Consider the following 17,727-nt stretch of genomic DNA (forward strand, 5'->3'; position numbering starts at 1 on the left):
TTTTTTCGTCTGATAATGCAGAAACCCTGATTTTACGTGGAAGTGTTCTTTTTGTTTCGGTTGGCACATTAGTTGCAGAACGATTCATCAAGAATCTTTTGTTTCACATAAACTCACCGGGGTGCATAATGAAAAAAGTTTTAATGGCGGTAGCGGGCGCTGCTCTGATGATGGCGCAGGTTGGTAGCGCAATGGCCGATCAGTTGCAGGACATCCAGAAACGCGGCGTGATCCGCATTGCCGTGCCGCAGGACTTCCCGCCGTTCGGTTCTGTCGGCACCGATTTACAGCCGCAGGGCTACGACATCGACATGGCGAAGTACCTCGCCAAAGAGATGAAACTGAAGTTGCAGCTGGTGCCCGTTTCCAGTGCCAACCGCGTTCCTTATCTGCAAACCGACAAAGTCGATCTGGTGATCTCCAGCATGGGGAAAAACGCCGAACGTGAAAAAGTGATCGACTTTAGCCGTGCTTACGCACCTTTCTTCCTCGGCGTATTTGGTCCGAAAGGCGAAGAAATCAAAGATGCGGCGGCGCTGAGCGGCAAATCCATCGGCGTAACCCGTGGTGCGGTAGAAGATATGGTTCTGACCGGTATCGCTCCGAAAGATGCCGAGGTGAAACGTTACGAAGATAACAACACCACGCTGTCTGCTTATCTTTCAGGTCAGGTGCAGTTTATCGCCACCGGTAACCTGGTCGTTGCTGCGATTGCCCGTCAGAACCCGGCCAAAGCCCCGGTGGCGCAGTTTATGCTGAAAGACTCTCCGTGCTTTATCGGTCTGAAGAAAGACGAGCCAGCGCTGAAAGATAAAGTGAATGCGCTTATCGAGCAGGGCATTAAAGATGGCACCCTGAACAAACTGTCCGAAGAGTGGCTGAAAGCGCCACTGCCGGCCAACCTCGGCGCATAAGAAGGACGGCCAATGATTGGGCAACTTAACTTTGCTGCGCTGTGGCCACACTGGCCGGAGTTACTGGCAGGGCTGTGGGTCACCATCCAACTGACGGTGCTGGCAACGGTGGGTGGCGTCGCGCTGGGTATTCTCGGTGCCGCGCTACGCAGCGGTAAACCCAGCCTGGCGGGGCGCATCTGGGGCATTTACGTCGAGCTGATTCGTAACACGCCCTTTGTGGTGCAGCTGTTTTTTATCGTCTTTGGTTTACCCAATCTTGGTCTGAAACTGACGGCGGGCGAAGCTGCGCTGCTGGCGATGCTGATTAACCTCGGTGCCTACAGCACCGAGATAATTCGTGCCGGTATCCAGGTGACACCAAAGGGGCAATGGGAAGCGGGCCGTGTACTCGGCCTGACCCGCAGCCAGACGTTTTTGCGTGTGGTGCTGCCGCCGTCGTTGCAACGTATTTATCCGGCGCTGGTCAGTCAGTGCATCATCGTGATGCTGGGTTCTTCGGTGGTATCGCAAGTCTCCTATGAGGAACTGACCTTCGCCGCCAACCTGATTCAGTCACGCACCTTTTTGAGTTTTGAAGTCTATCTGGTGACGACGCTGATCTACCTGGCGTTGTCGATTGCCATGCGTCAGCTACTGCTGGCCGTAGGGCGTAAATGGTTTGGAGCGCAGCCATCATGACCACGTTTACCGATTGGGATATCGTGCGCAACCTGCTGCTGGCGGCGCGCTGGACGATTTTGCTGTCGCTGGTGGCCTTCTTTGGTGGCACGCTAGTGACCCTGCCGCTGCTGTTTCTGCGCCTGCTGCGTAAGCCGTGGCTGATGCGGGTGATTCGTGGTTATACCGAACTGTTCCAGGGGACGCCGCTGCTGATGCAGTTGTTTCTGGCTTTCTTCGGTGTCGCGCTGTTTGGCATCGACGTTGCCCCCTGGACCGCCGCCTCACTGGCGTTGACGCTCTACACCAGCGCCTTTCTGGTGGATATCTGGTACGGCAGCATCCGTGCCTTGCCGAAAGGGCAGTGGGAAGCCTCGCGCTGCCTGGGCCTGACCTTCGGCCAGACGCTGTATCGCGTGGTTGCCCCGCAGGCAATCCGCATTGCCATCGCCCCAACGGTCGGTTTTGCCGTGCAGGTGATCAAGGGCACCGCGCTGGCTTCAATCATTGGTTTTGTCGAACTGACTAAAGCCGGCACCATTCTGAACAACGTGACTTATCAGCCGTTTAAGGTATTTGGCCTGGTGGCGTTGGGTTACTTCCTGATGTGTTATCCGCTGTCGCGTTACAGCCAGTACCTGGAGAAAAAATTCAATGCCGCTCATCACCATTAATCAGGTACAGAAGTACTACGGCGACAACCACGTCCTTAAAGGTGTCGATCTCGATATCGAAATGGGCGAAGTGATCTCCATCATCGGACGGAGCGGATCGGGTAAAAGTACCCTGCTGCGCTGCATGAACGGGCTGGAAGGCTATCAGGAAGGCAGCATCAAACTGGGCGGGATGACCATTACCGATCGTGAATCGCAGGCGCGTGAAATCAGCCGCTCGGTCGGGATGGTGTTCCAGAGTTTTAACTTGTTCCCGCATATGACGGCGCTGGAAAACGTGATGCTGGCTCCGCGCCGCGTGCTGAAAAAGAGCGAAGCCGAATGCCGGGAGCTGGCGAAGCAGATGCTGGAAAAAGTTGGCCTCGGTGAACGCCTGGATTATTACCCGGCCAATCTTTCGGGTGGTCAGCAGCAGCGTGTGGCAATCGCCCGTGCGCTGGCAATGCAACCCAAAGTATTACTTTGTGACGAGATCACCTCCGCACTCGATCCCGAGCTGGTGGGTGAAGTGTTGAAAGTGCTGGAGCAGCTGGCTGCCGAAGGTATGACGCTGATTCTCGTGACACACGAAATGAACTTCGCCCGCGATGTGGGCGATCGAGTGGTCTTTATGCATCAGGGGCGCGTCTGGGAGCAGGGCGACAGCAAAACGTTGTTCGCCAATCCGCAAACGGCGGAGTTGAAACAGTTTATCTCGACGGTCCGTCTCTAAGCCATCAACAAGGAATTCATCATGGACATCACGCAATTTCCGCAAATCAATCCGCCGCAGCGTCTGCTGATGGGGCCGGGACCAATCAACGCTGATCCGCGCGTGCTGCGCGCCATGTCGACGCAACTGATTGGCCAATACGATCCGGCGATGACGAATTACATGAATGAGGTGATGGCGCTGTATCGTGGCGTATTCCGCACCGAAAACCGCTGGACGATGTTGATCGACGGCACCTCACGCGCCGGGATCGAAGCGGTCCTGCTGTCAGCGATCCGTCCGGGTGACAAAGTGTTGGTGCCGGTGTTTGGTCGTTTTGGTCATTTGCTGTGTGAAATCGCGCGTCGCTGCCGTGCGGAAGTGCACACCATTGAAGTGCCGTGGGGCGAGGTGTTCACACCGGATCAGATCGAAGATGCCATCAAACGTATCAAGCCGCGTCTGCTGCTGACGGTGCAGGGCGACACCTCCACTACCATGCTGCAACCGCTGGCCGAGCTGGGGGCGATTTGTCAGAAATATGGCGTGCTGTTCTACACCGATGCCACCGCCTCATTGGGGGGGAACGCGCTGGAGACTGACGCCTGGGGGCTGGATGCGGTGTCTGCCGGGATGCAGAAATGCCTTGGCGGCCCATCAGGTACCTCGCCGATCACCCTCAGCCCGCAGATGGAAGCGGTGATCCGCAAGCGTAAATGCGTGGAAGAGGGCATCCGCACCGCCGAGCATCAGGACGGCGACGACGAGATGATCTACTCCAACTACTTCGACCTCGGCATGATCATGGATTACTGGGGACCGGAGCGTCTCAATCACCATACCGAAGCCACTACCGCGTTGTTTGGCGCACGCGAGTGCGCGCGCCTGATTATGCAGGAAGGTCTGGATAACGGTATCGCTCGTCATAAGCTGCACGGCGATGCGCTGCTGAAAGGCATTCAGGGGATGGGACTGGAAACCTTCGGCGACCTGCAACATAAAATGAATAACGTGCTTGGCGTGGTGATCCCGCAGGGTGTCAACGGCGATCAGGTGCGTAAGCTGGTGCTGGAAGATTTTGGTATCGAGATTGGCACCTCCTTTGGTCCCCTGCACGGCAAAGTGTGGCGTATCGGCACTATGGGCTATAACGCGCGCAAAGATTGCGTGATGCAAACCCTGACGGCGCTGGAAGCGGTGCTGAATCATCTCGGTTTCCGTTCCACCCAAGGTGCGGCGCTCCAGGCGGCCTGGGATCACTACGGGAGCCACGCATGAGTGAAAGCCTGATGACCGCCAGCGAGGCGCAGTTAGCCGCCGCCCGTGTCATGGCGCGTTGCGATGCACTGGCTGAGATCAGCGAAACCGACGATGGTCTGATGCGTGTCTACCTCTCGCCGGAGCAGATGCGTGCCAATCAGCGTGTCGGCGAGTGGATGCAGGCGGCAGGAATGACGGTGTGGCAGGATGCGGTGGGTAACATTTGTGGCCGCTACGAATCCGCCACCCCAGGCGCACCGGCACTGTTGCTCGGTTCACATCTCGACACCGTACGTAATGCCGGGCGCTATGACGGTATGCTCGGTGTGCTGACGGCGATTGAAACCGTGCAGTGGCTGCACGATCACCAACAGCGTCTGCCGCTGGCGGTGGAAATCGTTGGCTTTGGCGATGAAGAGGGCACGCGTTTTGGTATCACGCTGCTCGGCAGCCGGGGCATTACCGGAAGCTGGCCGGAAAGCTGGATTACCCATCCTGATGGCAACGGTATCACCGTGGCTCAGGCGATGCAGGATGTCGGTTTAGATGCGGCAAAAATTCTCGACGCCGCGCGTGATGTGAACGATATCGCCGCCTATCTGGAGCTGCATATCGAGCAAGGCCCGTGCCTTGAGCAGGACGATCTGGCGCTCGGCGTAGTGACCGCTATCAACGGCGCACGCCGCCTGAACTGCCGCTTTACCGGCGAGGCGGGGCACGCGGGTACGGTGCCGATGACGCACCGTAAAGATGCGCTGGCCGCTGCCGCCGAGTGGATGGTGTTTATTGAGCAGACCACCCGCGAGCTGGACCCGCAGTTGGTGGCGACGGTCGGGACGCTGCACTGCGCGCCCGGCGCGGTGAATGTGATCCCCGGCGAAGTACAACTGTCGCTGGATGTGCGTGGCCCACAGGATGAACCGCTGGAACGTTTGCTGTCTACGCTGCTGACTCAGGCCGAGGCCATCGCCTTACGCCGTGGGCTGACGTTTGACGCCGATGAGTTTTATCGCATCAACGCCACCGCCTGTGATGCGCGTCTGCAACAGGCGCTGAGTCATGCGGTCGAAACGGTGCAGGGGCGCAGCCTGTCTCTGCCCAGCGGGGCAGGGCATGATGCGATTGCCATCGCGGAACGCTGGCCGGTCGGCATGTTGTTTGTGCGCAACCATCGCGGTATCAGCCATCATCCGGCAGAGTCGGTGCAGGCTGCGGATGTGGCGTTCGGCGTGCAGGCTTATGTGCAGGCGGTGTGCGACCTGGCCCGTGGATAAAAAGGAGTGGTGGCATGAAGCTGGAAAACTTTAATCAGTTGTCGCCCGCGGAGGCGCAGGCGGCGATTGCCCATTGTGTCGCCATTCCTGCCTGGCAACAGGCGTTGGTGGCAGCGCGTCCATTCAGCAACCCACAACAGGTGCTGGCTGAGGCGGAGCGTCTGGCACAGCAGTGGCAGGGTGCGGAGCTGGAGCAGGCGCTGAGCGCCCATCCTCGCATCGGGGAAAAAGCCGCTGGCGAAGGCAAAGAAGCCACGTTTTCGCGCAGTGAGCAATCGGCGATGTTGGATGCCAACGGCGCGTTACAATTTGCCATGCTGGCAGGTAATCAACGTTATGAACAGCGCTTTGGCCGGGTGTTTTTGATTCGTGCCAAAGGGCGTAGCGGTGAAGAGATGCTGGCAGAACTGCAACGTCGGCTTAACAATGATGTCGTGACCGAACAGCAAGAAGCGCTGACGCAACTGCGGGAAATTACCTTATTAAGGTTAAAGGAGAGCATCGCATGAGTACCATCACCACGCATATTCTGGACACCGCGCTGGGTAAACCGGCGATTGGGGTGGCGGTCGCGCTGGAGCAGGACAGCCCGGAGGGATGGTTGCTGCTGGCACAGGGCCACACCGATGCTGACGGGCGAATTAAAGACCTGACACCGGAGCCGTTAGCACCGGGGCATTATCGTCTGGTTGCCGAGATTGGTGATTATTTTGCAGCAACGGGGCGTGATGCGTTATACGTCAGTGCCCAGATCGATTTTGTGCTGGGTGAAACCGGCAGCCATTATCATCTGCCGTTTCTGATTTCGCCCTGGTCGTGGTCGACTTATCGCGGTAGTTAAGTGCGGGCTGTTACCCTCACCCCGGCCCTCTCCCATGAGGGAGAGGTGCAATATGCCAGATTGACTCGATCGGTTCCCTCTCCCGCTGGCGGGAGAGGGTTAGGGTGAGGGCATTACAACGTAAACTGATCCGCATCGCGCCACGCCGGGAAGCGATCGCGATACGCCTGCAACTCCTCCAGCGACAATTCCGCATCAATACGCGCACGGGCAAACGGTTCGGCCGCCGCCAGAATCTCACCCAGTGGTGAAATAATCCGGCTGTCGCCGCTGTACTGATGTTGATTGCCATCGCTGCCGACGCGGTTGCAACCCGCCACATAAGCCTGGTTCTCAATCGCCCTTGCCATCAGCAGTGACTGCCAGTGCAGTGCACGCGGTGCTGGCCAGTTGGCGACGAATAACGCCAGATCATAATCATTACGGTTGCGGGTAAACACCGGGAAGCGCAGGTCATAACAAATCTGCGGCAGAATACGCCAGCCGCGCCAGGTGAATACCTCACGGGTTTCACCGGCAACATAATGCTGATGTTCATTTGCCATGCGGAACAGGTGACGTTTGTCATATTGATGCAGCGTGCCATCCGGCTCGACCAGCAGGAAACGGTTAACCGCGCCTTTTTCGGTCTGAATCGCGGCACTGCCGCCAATCAACGCATTGCTGGCTTTGGCGTGCTGATGCAACCATGCGACGACCTCTTCCTGCGGTAGCGAGCTTTCTGCCGCTTCCATCGCAAAGCCGGTGGTAAACATCTCCGGCAGCAGAATCAGATCGCGTCCTTCAATTCCCTTCAGTACGCCGTCGAAATGACGCAGATTGGCCGCGCCATCCATCCAGCTCAGGGTTTCCTGCAATACGGTAATTTTTAAAGCTGACATAAACGCTCCGCTGCGGCGTCGAGCGTCGCTTCTTGTTTAGCAAAGCACAGGCGGATCAGCTTATGCGGGAACGGATCGGCGCAAAATACCGACAGCGGAATGGCGGCTACGCCAACTTCTTTGGTCAGCCACTGGCAGAAGCTGACGTCATCCAGATCGGAAATCGCGCTGTAATCCGCCAGCAGGAAGTAGGTGCCTTCACAGGGCAGCACTTCAAAGCGGCTTTTCGCCAGCGCCTGCACCAGACGATCGCGACGGGCGCGGTAAAATTCCGGCAGCTCACGATAATGTTCTGGCTCGGCACGCAGCATATCGGCAATCGCCAGTTGCGCCGGGGTATTCACCGAAAAGGTGAGATACTGATGCACTTTGCGGATCTCGGCGCTGATGGCGGCCGGTGCTACGCAGTAACCCACTTTCCAGCCGGTCATATGGAAGGTTTTACCAAAAGATGACACGGCAATTGCCCGCTGACGCAGTTCGGCATGGGCCAGCACGCTGGCGTGTCCCTCTTCGGCGAAGCAGATGTGCTCGTAAACTTCATCGCTCAGGACATAGATTTCCTGCTCGGCGATCGCTTGCCACAGCGCAGCGTAATCGCTTTTGCGCCACACGGTGGCGGAAGGATTGTGCGGCGTATTCAGGATCACCAGACGGGTTTTAGCACTCAGCAGGCTGCGGAATTCAGCCCAGTCGACGCGGAAACCCGGTGGCTGCAAGGCGATGCGTTTCAGCACGCCACCGGCCAGTTGTACCGCCGGGGCATAGCTGTCGTAGCTGGGATCGAAACAGATCACTTCATCGCCCGGACGCACCAGCGCGGTAATCGCGGCATACAATGCCTCGGTGGCACCGGCGGTAACGGTGATATCGCTGTTGACGTCTGGCTGGTGGCCATACAAGTCAGCTGTTTTGGCGGCGATGGCTTCGCGCAGCGGCAGCGCACCGGTCATCGGGGCGTACTGGTTTGCTCCCTGGCTGACGTGATACGCCAGGCGCTCCTGTAAGTAACGTGGACCATCAAAATCAGGGAAGCCCTGAGACAGGTTGATAGCGTTATATTGCTGCGCCAGCGCGCTCATTTGGGTAAAAATGGTGGTGCCGAGCGCCGGTAATTTGCTCTCGGGAATCAGGTTGTGCTGCGTCATTGATCTGTGCCTTCAGCGCGAATGTCGTTGCGGAGTTAACCCTCTGTTGCTGCCACTATAAACAGGATGTTAATATTTGGCAATCGAGACGCTTAGACGTCCAAACTAACCTGCGGGATATCAACATCGCTATGACCGATTTTCTTCCACTGGAACAGTTGGTGGCGGCCTGCCACTGGATTGGCGCAAAAGGCTGGGCACCGGCCACTGGCGGCAACATGTCGGTGCGTCAGGATGACGAATACTGCCTGCTGAGCGCATCAGGCAAGGATAAAGGGCGTCTGACGCGTGATGACTTTATTCAGGTAGAGATCGCCACTAACGCGGTGCCCTCCGGGCGTAAGCCGTCGGCGGAAACTGGCCTGCATACCTTAATCTATCGCCTGTTTCCGCAAGCAGGCGCGGTGTTGCATACCCATACGGTGAACTCGACGGTACTGTCGCGCGTGGAAAAGGGCAGCGCGTTGCTGCTGAGTGGTTATGAGATGCAGAAAACCCTCGCTGGTCAGGAGACTCACCTTAACACTGTCGCGATTCCCCTGTTCGATAACGACCAGGATATTGATGCGCTGGCGGAACGTATCGCGGCTTTTGCCCGTGAGACGCCGCTGCGTTACGGCTTTTTGCTCCGCGGCCACGGTCTGACCTGCTGGGGCAAAGACGTCAATGAAGCCCGCCGTCATCTGGAAGGGCTGGAATTTTTGTTTGAATGTGAACTACAACGTCGGCTGCTGGAGGCCAGATGATTCGCGCAATTGTTACCGATATTGAAGGCACCACCAGCGATATCCGCTTTGTCCACAACGTGCTGTTCCCCTATGCCCGTCAGCATCTGACGGCGTTTGTTCGTGAACATCAGGACGACGCGCCAGTGGCGGCGGCGCTTGCGGCGGTACGTGAGGAGTCCGGCGCAGCGCAAGCTTCGCTGGACGAGGTGATTGCTACGCTGCTGAGCTACATCGATCAGGATCGCAAATCACCCGGCCTGAAAGCGTTGCAGGGCATGATCTGGCGAGATGGCTATGTCAGTGGCCAGTTTACCGGCCATCTCTACCCGGATGTGTTACCCGCATTTGAACGCTGGCAACAGCAGGGCAAGGCGCTGTACGTATATTCCTCCGGTTCGGTGGCGGCGCAGAAATTATTATTTGGCTACAGCGATGAAGGTGATTTAACGTCGTTGTTTAGCGGCTATTTTGACACTGGCGTCGGTGCCAAGCGCGAAACCCAGTCCTATCGCAATATCGCGCAGCAGATTGGTTATGCGCCGTCGGAACTGTTGTTCCTGTCCGATATTCATCAGGAACTGGATGCCGCTGCCGAAGCGGGTTGGCATACCCTGCAATTAATTCGCGGCGAGGCGGATAGCGAAAGCCGTCATCGTCAGGTAAATGATTTTTCCCAGATTAACCCGGAGTCGATTTAGGATGAGTGCACTGACCATTTTTACCGATACCGAAGCCAGCCAGCCGGTGTGGCACAGTACCGATGCAGAAGCGATTCGCGAGCGTCTCAACGCCAAAGGCGTGCGTTTTGAACGCTGGGAAGCGGATCGCGATCTGGGTGCTAATCCGGATTCTGACACGGTGATCAACGCGTATCAGCATGCGATCGATCGTCTGGTGGCCGAAAAAGGTTATCAGAGCTGGGATGTGTTGAGCATGCGTGCCGACAACCCGCAGAAAGAAGCGCTGCGCAGCAAGTTTCTTAATGAACATACCCACAGCGAAGATGAAGTTCGCTTCTTTGTTGAAGGTTCAGGTCTGTTCTGCCTGCATCTGGATGGTCAGGTGTACCAGATCCTGTGTGAAAAACAGGACCTGATTTCAGTGCCGGCTGGCACGCCGCATTGGTTTGATATGGGTTCTGAGCCGCACTTTACCGCCATCCGTATTTTCGACAACCAGGAAGGCTGGATTGCGAACTTCACTGGCGACAGCATTGCGGATGCTTATCCGCGTCTGGCTTGATTTGGCGCGAGTTATGGCCCTCACCCTAACCCTCTCCCGCCAGCGGGAGAGGGGACCGATCGAGTCAATCTGGCATATTGCACATCTCCCTCTCTCTATGGGAGAGGGGATCGAGCATATGGCACATCTCCCTCTCCCTCATGGGAGAGGGCCGGGGTGAGGGTAACAGACCGCACCTCACCACACTCACCTAACCTGAAAAATCCCCTCTTTAACTTGCTCAGGCGTCACCACGCCGGTATCCAGCACCCAACCACTGATTAACGCCGCGGGCGTGACATCAAACGCCGGGTTGTAAACGGCGGCGTTCTCTGGTGTCCACTGTACGCTGCCAAAACTGCCTGCTACGCCGGTGACTTCGCTGGCGGCGCGTTGTTCAATCGGAATGGCGTCGCCATTCGGGCACAGGCGGTCCAGCGTGGTATGCGGTGCCGCTACATAGAACGGAACGCCGTGGTACTGTGCCAGCACCGCCAGGCTGTAGGTGCCTATTTTATTCGCCACATCGCCATTGGCCGCAATGCGATCCGCACCAACCCAAATGGCATCAACCACGCCGCGCGCCATCAGGCTGGCAGCCATTGAATCGGTGATCAGATGGTAAGGAATCCCCAACTCACCCAATTCCCATGCGGTCAGACGGCCCCCCTGTAACAACGGACGGGTTTCATCCACCCAAACATTTTTCACCTTACCCTGCTGGTGCGCATGAGCAATCACCCCCAGCGCGGTGCCGACACCCGCGGTTGCCAGGCCTCCGGTGTTGCAGTGGGTCAGCAACTGGCTGCCTGGCTTCACTAACGCGCTACCTGCCCGGGCAATGTTGTCGCACAACTGTTTATCTTCCTCTACCAGGCGCAGTGCCTCGTGGGTCAGCGCGCTGACAAAATCCGGCTGTGCCAGCGCCACTTTCATGCGATCGAGGTTGTTCATCAGATTTACCGCCGTCGGACGCGCCGCACGCAGTACCTCCAGCGCTTCAGCCAGTGCCGCCTGCGCCATGCCCTGTTCCGCCAGCAACGCCAGCAGCAGGCTGGCGGAAAGGCCGATTAACGGTGCGCCACGCACCCGTAATGCGTGGATATGATCAACCAGTTGTGCGACATCGTGTGCAGGCAACCAATTTTTCTGCTGGGGCAGCGCCTGCTGGTCGAGGATCCAGAGCTGGTTATCGCGAATTTCCAGGCTGGTAGTGCGAAGTGTTTGCATGGTGTGAAATCCCTGTTGCGTTAATGGCGGCTATTGTGCCAACATGCGTGACGGATGTATAGACGTCTGAACGGCTTATTACTTACGATTCACGAGGAACAGGCAATGTCGCAATACCGTACGTTCACCGCTGCCGATGCTGTGGAATATGCAAAACAATTTGGCGGTGTGGACGATCCGTCAGCGCTGGTGAGCGCCGAGGAGATCGGTGATGGAAATCTTAACCTGGTATTTAAGATTTACGACAACCAGGGCGTCAGCCGTGTGGTGGTTAAGCAGGCGCTGCCTTATGTGCGCTGTGTCGGTGAATCCTGGCCGTTAACCCTGGATCGTGCCCGTCTGGAAGCGCAGACGTTGGTAGAACACTACAAACATTGCCCGCAGCATACCGTGCACGTAACCCATTACGATGCCGATCTGGCGGTGATGGTGATGGAAGATCTCTCCAGCCATCGCATCTGGCGTGGTGAGCTGGTGAAAGGCGCATATTATCCGCAGGCGGCCAGCCAATTGGGCGAATACCTGGCGCAGACCCTGTTCCATACCTCCGATTTCATTCTGCATCCGCATAAGAAAAAAGCCGAAGTTGCGCGCTTTATCAACCCGGAGATGTGTGAAATCACTGAAGATCTGTTCTTCAACGACCCCTATATCGACCATGAACGCAACAAATATCCGGCAGCGCTGCAATCGCTGGTGGAAAGCCTGCGCAGCGATGATGCGCTGAGAATTGCGGTGGCTGGTCTGAAGCACCGTTTCTTTGCCGATGCGGAAGCCTTGTTACACGGCGACATTCACAGCGGATCAATCTTTGTGGCGGATGGCAGCCTGAAAGCGATTGATGCGGAATTTGGCTACTTCGGTCCGATTGGTTTTGATGTTGGCACCGCGCTGGGGAACCTGCTGATTAACTACTGCTGCCTGCCGGGTCTGCTGGCCCCGCGTGAAGCGGCGGAAGCGCGCGAACGTCGCCTGAGCGATGTTCATCAGGTCTGGAGCATTTTCGAGAGCCGTTTCCTCGAGCTGGCTGCCGCCAAAACCAGCGACGTGGCGCTGGCATATCCGGGTTATGCCGCAGCCTTCCTGCGTAAAGTCTGGAGCGATACCATCGGTTACTGCGGCACCGAGCTGATTCGCCGTACCGTAGGGATGTCGCATGTGGCGGATTTCAAACTGATTGGCGATGATGCGATGCGTACCGAGTGCATCCGCAGCTGTATCACCCTGGGACGCACGTTGATTCTGGCGGCTAACCATATTGATGATGTTGATGGATTGATTGCCCGGATTCGTCAGGCGGGATAAATCGTTCAGCAAGCGCGATAAATCGCGCCGCTACGACTTCGTGCGGCGCGTTTCGTCATCGGTTATGCCGCTTCACTGGCGCGGGTGGGCGCTTTGCTTTGCGGTTTGGGTACCGCCAGCGCCTCCGGTGCAAACTCATCAACGTTGATCGCACGCAGGCGACTGACTTCGGCACGGATCAGGACTTGGGCTTCTGTCTCATCAATCCAACCCTCTTTCAGGCCACGCTGGGCCAGTTGATCCAGACGGGTGAAGGAGAGGTTTTTCTTCAGCTGTTTGCACAGGCGATCGTGAATCACTTCAGCCGCCATCACATCCTGCAACGCTTGTTCCAGTTGTCCAGCCGGGTTATGCGCGCTCGGTGTCAGATATTGACCACGTCCCAGACGGGTGCGAGTGGCTGACGGCAGTTGCAACAGCTTCGCCAGCTTGTGGTCGAGCTTATCAGACGGCGCCGGGCAGTGATGCCCACCGGCAAAGATCACCATGCGCAGCGCGCCAGCCACCAGGCGATGCGGGAAGTTGCGCAGCAGGTCATCAATCGCCACTTCGGCCTGATGCAGCGCATCCTGGACGCCCCAGTGCACCAGCGGCAAATCGGCTTCGTTGCGTCCTTCGTCTTCATAGCGTTTCAGCGTGGCTGACGCCAGATAGAGTTGGCTCAGCACATCGCCGAGACGCGCGGAGATGCGTTCACGGCGTTTCAGGCTGCCGCCCAGCACTGCCATCGAGACATCCGACAGCAGGGCAAGGTTGGCGCTCAGACGGTTAATCTGCTGATAATAATGGCGTGTGGCGTCACGGGTTGGGGTGGCGCTGGTACGACCGCCGGTCAGACCAAGCCACAGGCTACGCACTTTATTGCTGCCGACATGGCCGATATGGCTGAACAATGCACGGTCAAACGCGACCAAATCATTTTTCGCCGCCGCATTCATCTCTTCCAGCACCCACGGATGGCAACGAATGGCACCCTGGCCGAAGATAATCATGCTACGCGTCAGGATATTGGCGCCTTCGACGGTGATCGCAATCGGGGCACCCTGGTATGCGCGGGCAAGGAAGTTGTTCTCGCCGAGCATAATGCCTTTGCCACCGGCGATATCCATCGCATCGATAATCGATTGTTGGCCGCGATGGGTGCAGTGATATTTGACAATCGCCGACAGCACCGCTGGCTTCTCGCCGAGCATAATGCCGCTGGTGATAAGGGTTGCCGCCGCATCCATCACATAGGCGTTACCGGCAATGCGTGCCAGCGGTTCTTCAATCCCTTCCATCTTGCCGATGGAGACTTTGAACTGGCGGCGGATGTGCGCGTAGGCACCGGTCGCCAGTGCGATGGTTTTCAGGCTGCCAGTGGAGTTGGAGGGCAGGGTGATACCACGACCAACGGACAGGCATTCCACCAGCATACGCCAGCCCTGACCGGCCATTGCCGGGCCACCAATAATGTAATCAATCGGCACAAAGATATCTTTGCCGCGCGTCGGACCGTTCTGGAAGGGCACGTTCAGCGGGAAGTGGCGGTTACCAATTTCCACGCCTGGGGTGTGGGTCGGGATCAGCGCACAGGTAATCCCCAACTCTTCCGTCTCGCCCAGCAGATGATCCGGGTCGGACAGTTTAAACGCCAGACCAAGCACGGTGGCGATCGGTGCCAGCGTGATATAGCGTTTGTTCCAGGTAAGGCGCATGCCAAGTACCTGCTTACCCTGCCACTCACCCATGCACACCACGCCGGTATCGGGAATGGCACCGGCATCGGAGCCGGCTTCCGGGCTGGTCAGAGCAAAGCATGGGATCTCGTCGCCACGCGCCAGGCGCGGCAGATAGTGATCCTTCTGCTCATCGGTGCCGTAATGCTGAAGCAGTTCACCGGGGCCGAGGGAGTTCGGTACGCCAACGGTGATCGCCAGAATGCCTGAGACTCCAGCCAGTTTTTGCAGTACGCGCGCCTGGGCGTAAGCGGAGAACTCAAGTCCGCCGTATTCTTTTTTGATAATCATGGCGAAGAAGCGATGTTCTTTCAGATAGGCCCACAGCTCTGGCGGCAGATCGGCCATTTCGTGGGTGATCTGGAAATCGTTCGCCATGCGACAGGCTTCTTCCACCGGGCCATCCAGGAAGGTTTGTTCTTCTTCCGTCAATCGCGGCTGCGGATAGTTGTGCAGTTTCTGCCAATCCGGTTTGCCACGAAACAAATCGCCTTCCCACCAGGTGGTGCCCGCATCAATCGCTTCTTTTTCCGTACGCGACATCGGCGGCATCACTTTCTGGAAGCTATGTAACATCGGTTTGGAAAACATGCTGCGACGCATGGTCGGCAGGTTAAACGGCAACAGGATGATCGCGAGAGGCAGCAGCAACCAGGGTGTCCACAGCCCGCTAAACGCCAGCGCGGCGGTCCACAACAGCAGAATGGCACTGCTCAGCCGCAGAGAAAGTTGATGATAGAAGAGGGCGCTAATCAATATCAGCGTCGCAACGATTGAGGCAACCAGCATAATGAACCGCTCCGTAAGTTGTAAGAGGTCTGACCTGTTATGTGTTAAGGTTTAGAGCAGCCGCGAAAATTTATCAATCTGTTTACAACGCAATTACAACCAAACTCACAAAATCATCCTGGCAGATTGATCTGACACATAACCCGACGCTTTTTCCCGCCAGACGTCAGGTCTGGATGCTTTGCGCCTTAACGCCATTCCGTTAAACTTGCGGAGTCAATCTTTCCTCTAAAGGACATCCCTATGTATCAGGACATTATCCGGTCAGAGCTTAATGAAGCCGCCGATACGCTGAATAACTTCCTCAGCAATGAAGCCAATATCCACGCGATTCAGCGCGCCGCAGTGATGCTGGCGGATAGCTTCAAAGCGGGCGGCAAAGTTCTCTCCTGCGGTAACGGCGGCTCGCATTGCGATGCCATGCACTTCGCTGAAGAACTGACCGGGCGTTACCGTGAAAACCGTCCTGGCTATCCGGCCATCGCTATCTCTGATGTCAGCCACCTGTCGTGCGTCAGCAATGATTTTGGTTACGATTACGTGTTTTCTCGCTATATCGAAGCGGTGGGCCGTGCGGGGGACGTGCTGCTGGGTATTTCCACCTCTGGCAACTCCGCCAACATCATCAAAGCGGTGGAAGCCGCACGCGCGCAGGGCATGAAAGTGATCACCCTGACCGGTAAAGACGGTGGCAAGATGGCAGGAACGGCGGATATCGAAATCCGTGTGCCGCATTTTGGCTACGCTGACCGCATCCAGGAGATTCACATTAAAGTGATCCATATCCTGATGCTGCTGATTGAAAAAGAGATGGTGAAGTAAGTCGTGGCTTCTCCTCCCACGTCAGTGGGAGGATTTTACTAAGGCGGTAGCTATGTGCGAATTGCTCGGGATGAGCGCCAATGTCCCCACGGATATCTGTTTCAGTTTTACCGGTCTGGTACAGCGTGGCGGCGGAACCGGGCCGCACAAAGATGGCTGGGGCATTACCTTTTACGAAGATAAAGGGTGCCGCACCTTTAAAGATCCGCTGCCGAGCTTTAACTCGCCGATTGCCCGTCTGGTACAGGAATACCCGATCAAGTCACATTCGGTGGTGGCCCATATCCGCCAGGCGAATCGTGGCGAAGTGTCGCTGGAAAACACCCATCCCTTTACTCGCGAGCTGTGGGGCCGTAACTGGACCTATGCGCACAACGGCCAGCTGAAAGGGTATCGTCAGCTTGATACCGGCCATTTCCGTCCGGTTGGCGAGACGGACAGTGAAAAAGCGTTTTGCTGGATCCTGCACAAACTCACCACGCGTTATCCGCGTACGCCGGGTAACTGGCCTGCGGTGTTCCGCTATATCGCCGAGCTGGCGGCGGAACTGCGGCAGAAAGGGGTGTTTAATATGCTGTTGTCGGACGGACGTTATCTGATGGCGTTCTGTTCCACCAATCTGTTTTGGATCACCCGCCGTGCGCCCTTTGGTAAAGCGAAGTTGCTTGATCAGGATGTGGAAATTGATTTTCAGCAGCAGACCACCCCACAGGATGTGGTGACGGTGATTGCAACGCAGCCGCTAACGGGAAATGAAACCTGGCACCGGATAGTGCCAGGCGAATGGGTATTATTTTGCCTGGGAGAGCGCCAGGAATGATTTTGATGCAGCGTCTGGCGCGGTCATCACCGCCGGACTGCTGTTCACCGCATACTGGCCGGTGGCGGTCACGTTGACCGTCGGCGGCTGATGGTACTTCTCAAAGTACGCATAACCCGGCTGCAACTGACGCCAGAAGCTGGCGTAAGTGGAGTAGCGATGACGCTGCATATTGCTGTCGGTCATACGGAACGGGAAGATGCTCAGGGCGATCTCTTGCTGGCCGTTACGCAGCGCCGCGTTCACATAGGTATAAATCTCGTCCATGTAGGCGTTGGTCATGGCATAGCAGCCAATTGACTTACAGTCGCCGTGAATCATCAGATATTTGCCGCTGTAACCATTATCACGGTCAAATTGATTCGGGAAGCCGGTATTGATGGCGCGATAATAGTGGCTATCCGGTTTTAACTGATTCAGCTTGACGCTATAAAATCCTTCCGGACTTTTAAAATCGCCCTCACGGCGTTTGGGTCCCAAACCGCCAGAGAAATTACAAATGCGGTAGCTATCCAGCAGACGATATTCATTACCGATCTTGCCGTACAGTTCCAGCGTGCGTTCTTCCTTGAAGATCTGAATATAAACCGGCGTGCCAAGTAATTGTTTTTTTAGTTCTTTACTGACCGGAGCCTGTGGGTTAACTGGCTCTGGCGTCATTGCCCAGCTAAGGACCGGCATAACAATCATCGCAAGGAATAATGCGATTCTGCCCATTCTGTGTGTACCTTGAAGTGAAGAAAAACTCTGA

The 17,727-nt window shown here is 56.7% G+C and carries 19 protein-coding genes; 14 read left to right on the plus strand and 5 right to left on the minus strand.

Annotated features, from left to right (window positions below; translation table 11 throughout):
* Nucleotides 1–128: 128 nt before the first annotated feature.
* From AC6I8R_RS04280 to uraH, 8 genes are read left to right on the plus strand one after another with little or no spacing between them, the layout of a single operon-like run.
* On the plus strand, nucleotides 129–914 hold the full coding sequence (locus AC6I8R_RS04280; protein ID WP_021186143.1) for a transporter substrate-binding domain-containing protein: 786 nt from the start codon (nucleotides 129–131) through the stop codon (nucleotides 912–914).
* A 12-nt stretch (nucleotides 915–926) separates the two neighbouring features.
* Nucleotides 927–1,595 (plus strand): amino acid ABC transporter permease, encoded by a 669-nt coding sequence (locus AC6I8R_RS04285; protein ID WP_021186144.1) that lies wholly within the window; start codon nucleotides 927–929, stop codon nucleotides 1,593–1,595.
* The gene (locus AC6I8R_RS04290) at nucleotides 1,592–2,248 is read left to right on the plus strand and encodes an amino acid ABC transporter permease (protein WP_021186145.1); all 657 of its coding nucleotides are present in this window, start codon (nucleotides 1,592–1,594) and stop codon (nucleotides 2,246–2,248) included. The genes AC6I8R_RS04285 and AC6I8R_RS04290 overlap by 4 nt, the downstream gene beginning before the upstream one ends.
* Nucleotides 2,229–2,960 carry an amino acid ABC transporter ATP-binding protein gene (locus AC6I8R_RS04295; protein ID WP_013507994.1) on the plus strand — a complete coding sequence of 244 codons (732 nt, stop codon included), beginning with the start codon at nucleotides 2,229–2,231 and terminating at the stop codon, nucleotides 2,958–2,960. Before AC6I8R_RS04290 ends, AC6I8R_RS04295 begins: the two co-directional genes overlap by 20 nt.
* A gap of 21 nt (nucleotides 2,961–2,981) precedes the next feature.
* The gene (locus tag AC6I8R_RS04300) at nucleotides 2,982–4,217 is read left to right on the plus strand and encodes a pyridoxal-phosphate-dependent aminotransferase family protein (protein ID WP_021186146.1); all 1,236 of its coding nucleotides are present in this window, start codon (nucleotides 2,982–2,984) and stop codon (nucleotides 4,215–4,217) included.
* Nucleotides 4,214–5,473, plus strand: coding sequence for an allantoate amidohydrolase (gene hpxK, locus AC6I8R_RS04305; protein WP_497831942.1), 1,260 nt, complete (start codon nucleotides 4,214–4,216; stop codon nucleotides 5,471–5,473). The genes AC6I8R_RS04300 and hpxK overlap by 4 nt, the downstream gene beginning before the upstream one ends.
* Before the next feature lie 14 nt (nucleotides 5,474–5,487).
* The gene (gene uraD, locus AC6I8R_RS04310) at nucleotides 5,488–5,982 is read left to right on the plus strand and encodes a 2-oxo-4-hydroxy-4-carboxy-5-ureidoimidazoline decarboxylase (RefSeq protein WP_497831943.1); all 495 of its coding nucleotides are present in this window, start codon (nucleotides 5,488–5,490) and stop codon (nucleotides 5,980–5,982) included.
* Nucleotides 5,979–6,314 carry a hydroxyisourate hydrolase gene (gene uraH / locus AC6I8R_RS04315; RefSeq protein ID WP_208724892.1) on the plus strand — a complete coding sequence of 112 codons (336 nt, stop codon included), beginning with the start codon at nucleotides 5,979–5,981 and terminating at the stop codon, nucleotides 6,312–6,314. Before uraD ends, uraH begins: the two co-directional genes overlap by 4 nt.
* Before the next feature lie 113 nt (nucleotides 6,315–6,427).
* Here uraH and AC6I8R_RS04320 read toward each other — a convergent pair whose 3' ends face one another.
* Both AC6I8R_RS04320 and AC6I8R_RS04325 read right to left on the minus strand, forming a co-directional pair.
* On the minus strand, nucleotides 6,428–7,195 hold the full coding sequence (locus AC6I8R_RS04320; protein ID WP_021186152.1) for an amidohydrolase: 768 nt from the start codon (nucleotides 7,193–7,195) through the stop codon (nucleotides 6,428–6,430).
* The gene (locus tag AC6I8R_RS04325; RefSeq protein WP_415175021.1) at nucleotides 7,183–8,343 is read right to left on the minus strand and encodes a pyridoxal phosphate-dependent aminotransferase; all 1,161 of its coding nucleotides are present in this window, start codon (nucleotides 8,341–8,343) and stop codon (nucleotides 7,183–7,185) included. Before AC6I8R_RS04325 ends, AC6I8R_RS04320 begins: the two co-directional genes overlap by 13 nt.
* A 131-nt stretch (nucleotides 8,344–8,474) precedes the next feature.
* On the opposite strand from AC6I8R_RS04325, the gene AC6I8R_RS04330 reads away from it, so the two are divergent.
* Genes AC6I8R_RS04330 through AC6I8R_RS04340 form a run of 3 tightly spaced genes read left to right on the plus strand, consistent with a single transcriptional unit; the run spans nucleotide 8,475 to nucleotide 10,313 of the window.
* Nucleotides 8,475–9,089 carry a methylthioribulose 1-phosphate dehydratase gene (locus AC6I8R_RS04330; protein ID WP_021186154.1) on the plus strand — a complete coding sequence of 205 codons (615 nt, stop codon included), beginning with the start codon at nucleotides 8,475–8,477 and terminating at the stop codon, nucleotides 9,087–9,089.
* Nucleotides 9,086–9,769: an acireductone synthase gene (mtnC, locus tag AC6I8R_RS04335; protein WP_021186155.1), complete on the plus strand. Its 684-nt coding sequence runs from the start codon at nucleotides 9,086–9,088 to the stop codon at nucleotides 9,767–9,769. Before AC6I8R_RS04330 ends, mtnC begins: the two co-directional genes overlap by 4 nt.
* Nucleotide 9,770: 1 nt before the next feature.
* Nucleotides 9,771–10,313: a 1,2-dihydroxy-3-keto-5-methylthiopentene dioxygenase gene (locus AC6I8R_RS04340; protein WP_021186156.1), complete on the plus strand. Its 543-nt coding sequence runs from the start codon at nucleotides 9,771–9,773 to the stop codon at nucleotides 10,311–10,313.
* A gap of 186 nt (nucleotides 10,314–10,499) precedes the next feature.
* Here AC6I8R_RS04340 and mtnA read toward each other — a convergent pair whose 3' ends face one another.
* A complete protein-coding gene (mtnA, locus tag AC6I8R_RS04345) occupies nucleotides 10,500–11,522 on the minus strand; it encodes an S-methyl-5-thioribose-1-phosphate isomerase (protein WP_497831944.1) in 1,023 nt (340 codons plus the stop codon).
* 105 nt (nucleotides 11,523–11,627) lie between these two features.
* Between mtnA and mtnK the strand changes: the two genes are divergently transcribed.
* Nucleotides 11,628–12,827 (plus strand): S-methyl-5-thioribose kinase, encoded by a 1,200-nt coding sequence (mtnK, locus tag AC6I8R_RS04350; protein ID WP_021186158.1) that lies wholly within the window; start codon nucleotides 11,628–11,630, stop codon nucleotides 12,825–12,827.
* A gap of 62 nt (nucleotides 12,828–12,889) precedes the next feature.
* Here the strand turns inward: mtnK and fadE are convergent, their stop codons facing one another.
* Nucleotides 12,890–15,334: an acyl-CoA dehydrogenase FadE gene (gene fadE / locus AC6I8R_RS04355; RefSeq protein WP_415175018.1), complete on the minus strand. Its 2,445-nt coding sequence runs from the start codon at nucleotides 15,332–15,334 to the stop codon at nucleotides 12,890–12,892.
* Between the two features lie 243 nt (nucleotides 15,335–15,577).
* Between fadE and lpcA the strand changes: the two genes are divergently transcribed.
* Both lpcA and AC6I8R_RS04365 read left to right on the plus strand, forming a co-directional pair.
* A complete protein-coding gene (lpcA, locus tag AC6I8R_RS04360) occupies nucleotides 15,578–16,156 on the plus strand; it encodes a D-sedoheptulose 7-phosphate isomerase (protein ID WP_013508007.1) in 579 nt (192 codons plus the stop codon).
* A gap of 52 nt (nucleotides 16,157–16,208) precedes the next feature.
* Nucleotides 16,209–16,976, plus strand: coding sequence for a class II glutamine amidotransferase (locus tag AC6I8R_RS04365; RefSeq protein ID WP_021186160.1), 768 nt, complete (start codon nucleotides 16,209–16,211; stop codon nucleotides 16,974–16,976).
* Here the strand turns inward: AC6I8R_RS04365 and dpaA are convergent.
* On the minus strand, nucleotides 16,947–17,693 hold the full coding sequence (dpaA, locus tag AC6I8R_RS04370) for a peptidoglycan meso-diaminopimelic acid protein amidase (RefSeq protein WP_021186161.1): 747 nt from the start codon (nucleotides 17,691–17,693) through the stop codon (nucleotides 16,947–16,949). The two genes, AC6I8R_RS04365 and dpaA, sit on opposite strands and share 30 nt — an antisense overlap.
* Between the last annotated feature and the right edge of the window lie 34 nt (nucleotides 17,694–17,727).

Source organism: Pantoea sp. X-Soil-OKNW-713 (assembly GCF_059730685.1).

Bases quoted from the DNA above. Each gene is read 5' to 3' on its own strand.
- AC6I8R_RS04300 (WP_021186146.1), top strand. From the start codon at position 2,982: ATGGACATCACGCAATTTCCGCAAATCAATCCGCCGCAGCGTCTGCTG.
- AC6I8R_RS04320 (WP_021186152.1), bottom strand. From the start codon at position 7,195: ATGTCAGCTTTAAAAATTACCGTATTGCAGGAAACCCTGAGCTGGATG.
- mtnC (WP_021186155.1), top strand. From the start codon at position 9,086: ATGATTCGCGCAATTGTTACCGATATTGAAGGCACCACCAGCGATATC.
- AC6I8R_RS04330 (WP_021186154.1), top strand. From the start codon at position 8,475: ATGACCGATTTTCTTCCACTGGAACAGTTGGTGGCGGCCTGCCACTGG.
- lpcA (WP_013508007.1), top strand. From the start codon at position 15,578: ATGTATCAGGACATTATCCGGTCAGAGCTTAATGAAGCCGCCGATACG.
- AC6I8R_RS04280 (WP_021186143.1), top strand. From the start codon at position 129: ATGAAAAAAGTTTTAATGGCGGTAGCGGGCGCTGCTCTGATGATGGCG.
- AC6I8R_RS04290 (WP_021186145.1), top strand. From the start codon at position 1,592: ATGACCACGTTTACCGATTGGGATATCGTGCGCAACCTGCTGCTGGCG.
- AC6I8R_RS04340 (WP_021186156.1), top strand. From the start codon at position 9,771: ATGAGTGCACTGACCATTTTTACCGATACCGAAGCCAGCCAGCCGGTG.
- AC6I8R_RS04295 (WP_013507994.1), top strand. From the start codon at position 2,229: ATGCCGCTCATCACCATTAATCAGGTACAGAAGTACTACGGCGACAAC.
- uraH (WP_208724892.1), top strand. From the start codon at position 5,979: ATGAGTACCATCACCACGCATATTCTGGACACCGCGCTGGGTAAACCG.
- uraD (WP_497831943.1), top strand. From the start codon at position 5,488: ATGAAGCTGGAAAACTTTAATCAGTTGTCGCCCGCGGAGGCGCAGGCG.
- AC6I8R_RS04365 (WP_021186160.1), top strand. From the start codon at position 16,209: ATGTGCGAATTGCTCGGGATGAGCGCCAATGTCCCCACGGATATCTGT.
- hpxK (WP_497831942.1), top strand. From the start codon at position 4,214: ATGAGTGAAAGCCTGATGACCGCCAGCGAGGCGCAGTTAGCCGCCGCC.
- mtnK (WP_021186158.1), top strand. From the start codon at position 11,628: ATGTCGCAATACCGTACGTTCACCGCTGCCGATGCTGTGGAATATGCA.
- AC6I8R_RS04325 (WP_415175021.1), bottom strand. From the start codon at position 8,343: ATGACGCAGCACAACCTGATTCCCGAGAGCAAATTACCGGCGCTCGGC.
- AC6I8R_RS04285 (WP_021186144.1), top strand. From the start codon at position 927: ATGATTGGGCAACTTAACTTTGCTGCGCTGTGGCCACACTGGCCGGAG.
- dpaA (WP_021186161.1), bottom strand. From the start codon at position 17,693: ATGGGCAGAATCGCATTATTCCTTGCGATGATTGTTATGCCGGTCCTT.
- fadE (WP_415175018.1), bottom strand. From the start codon at position 15,334: ATGCTGGTTGCCTCAATCGTTGCGACGCTGATATTGATTAGCGCCCTC.
- mtnA (WP_497831944.1), bottom strand. From the start codon at position 11,522: ATGCAAACACTTCGCACTACCAGCCTGGAAATTCGCGATAACCAGCTC.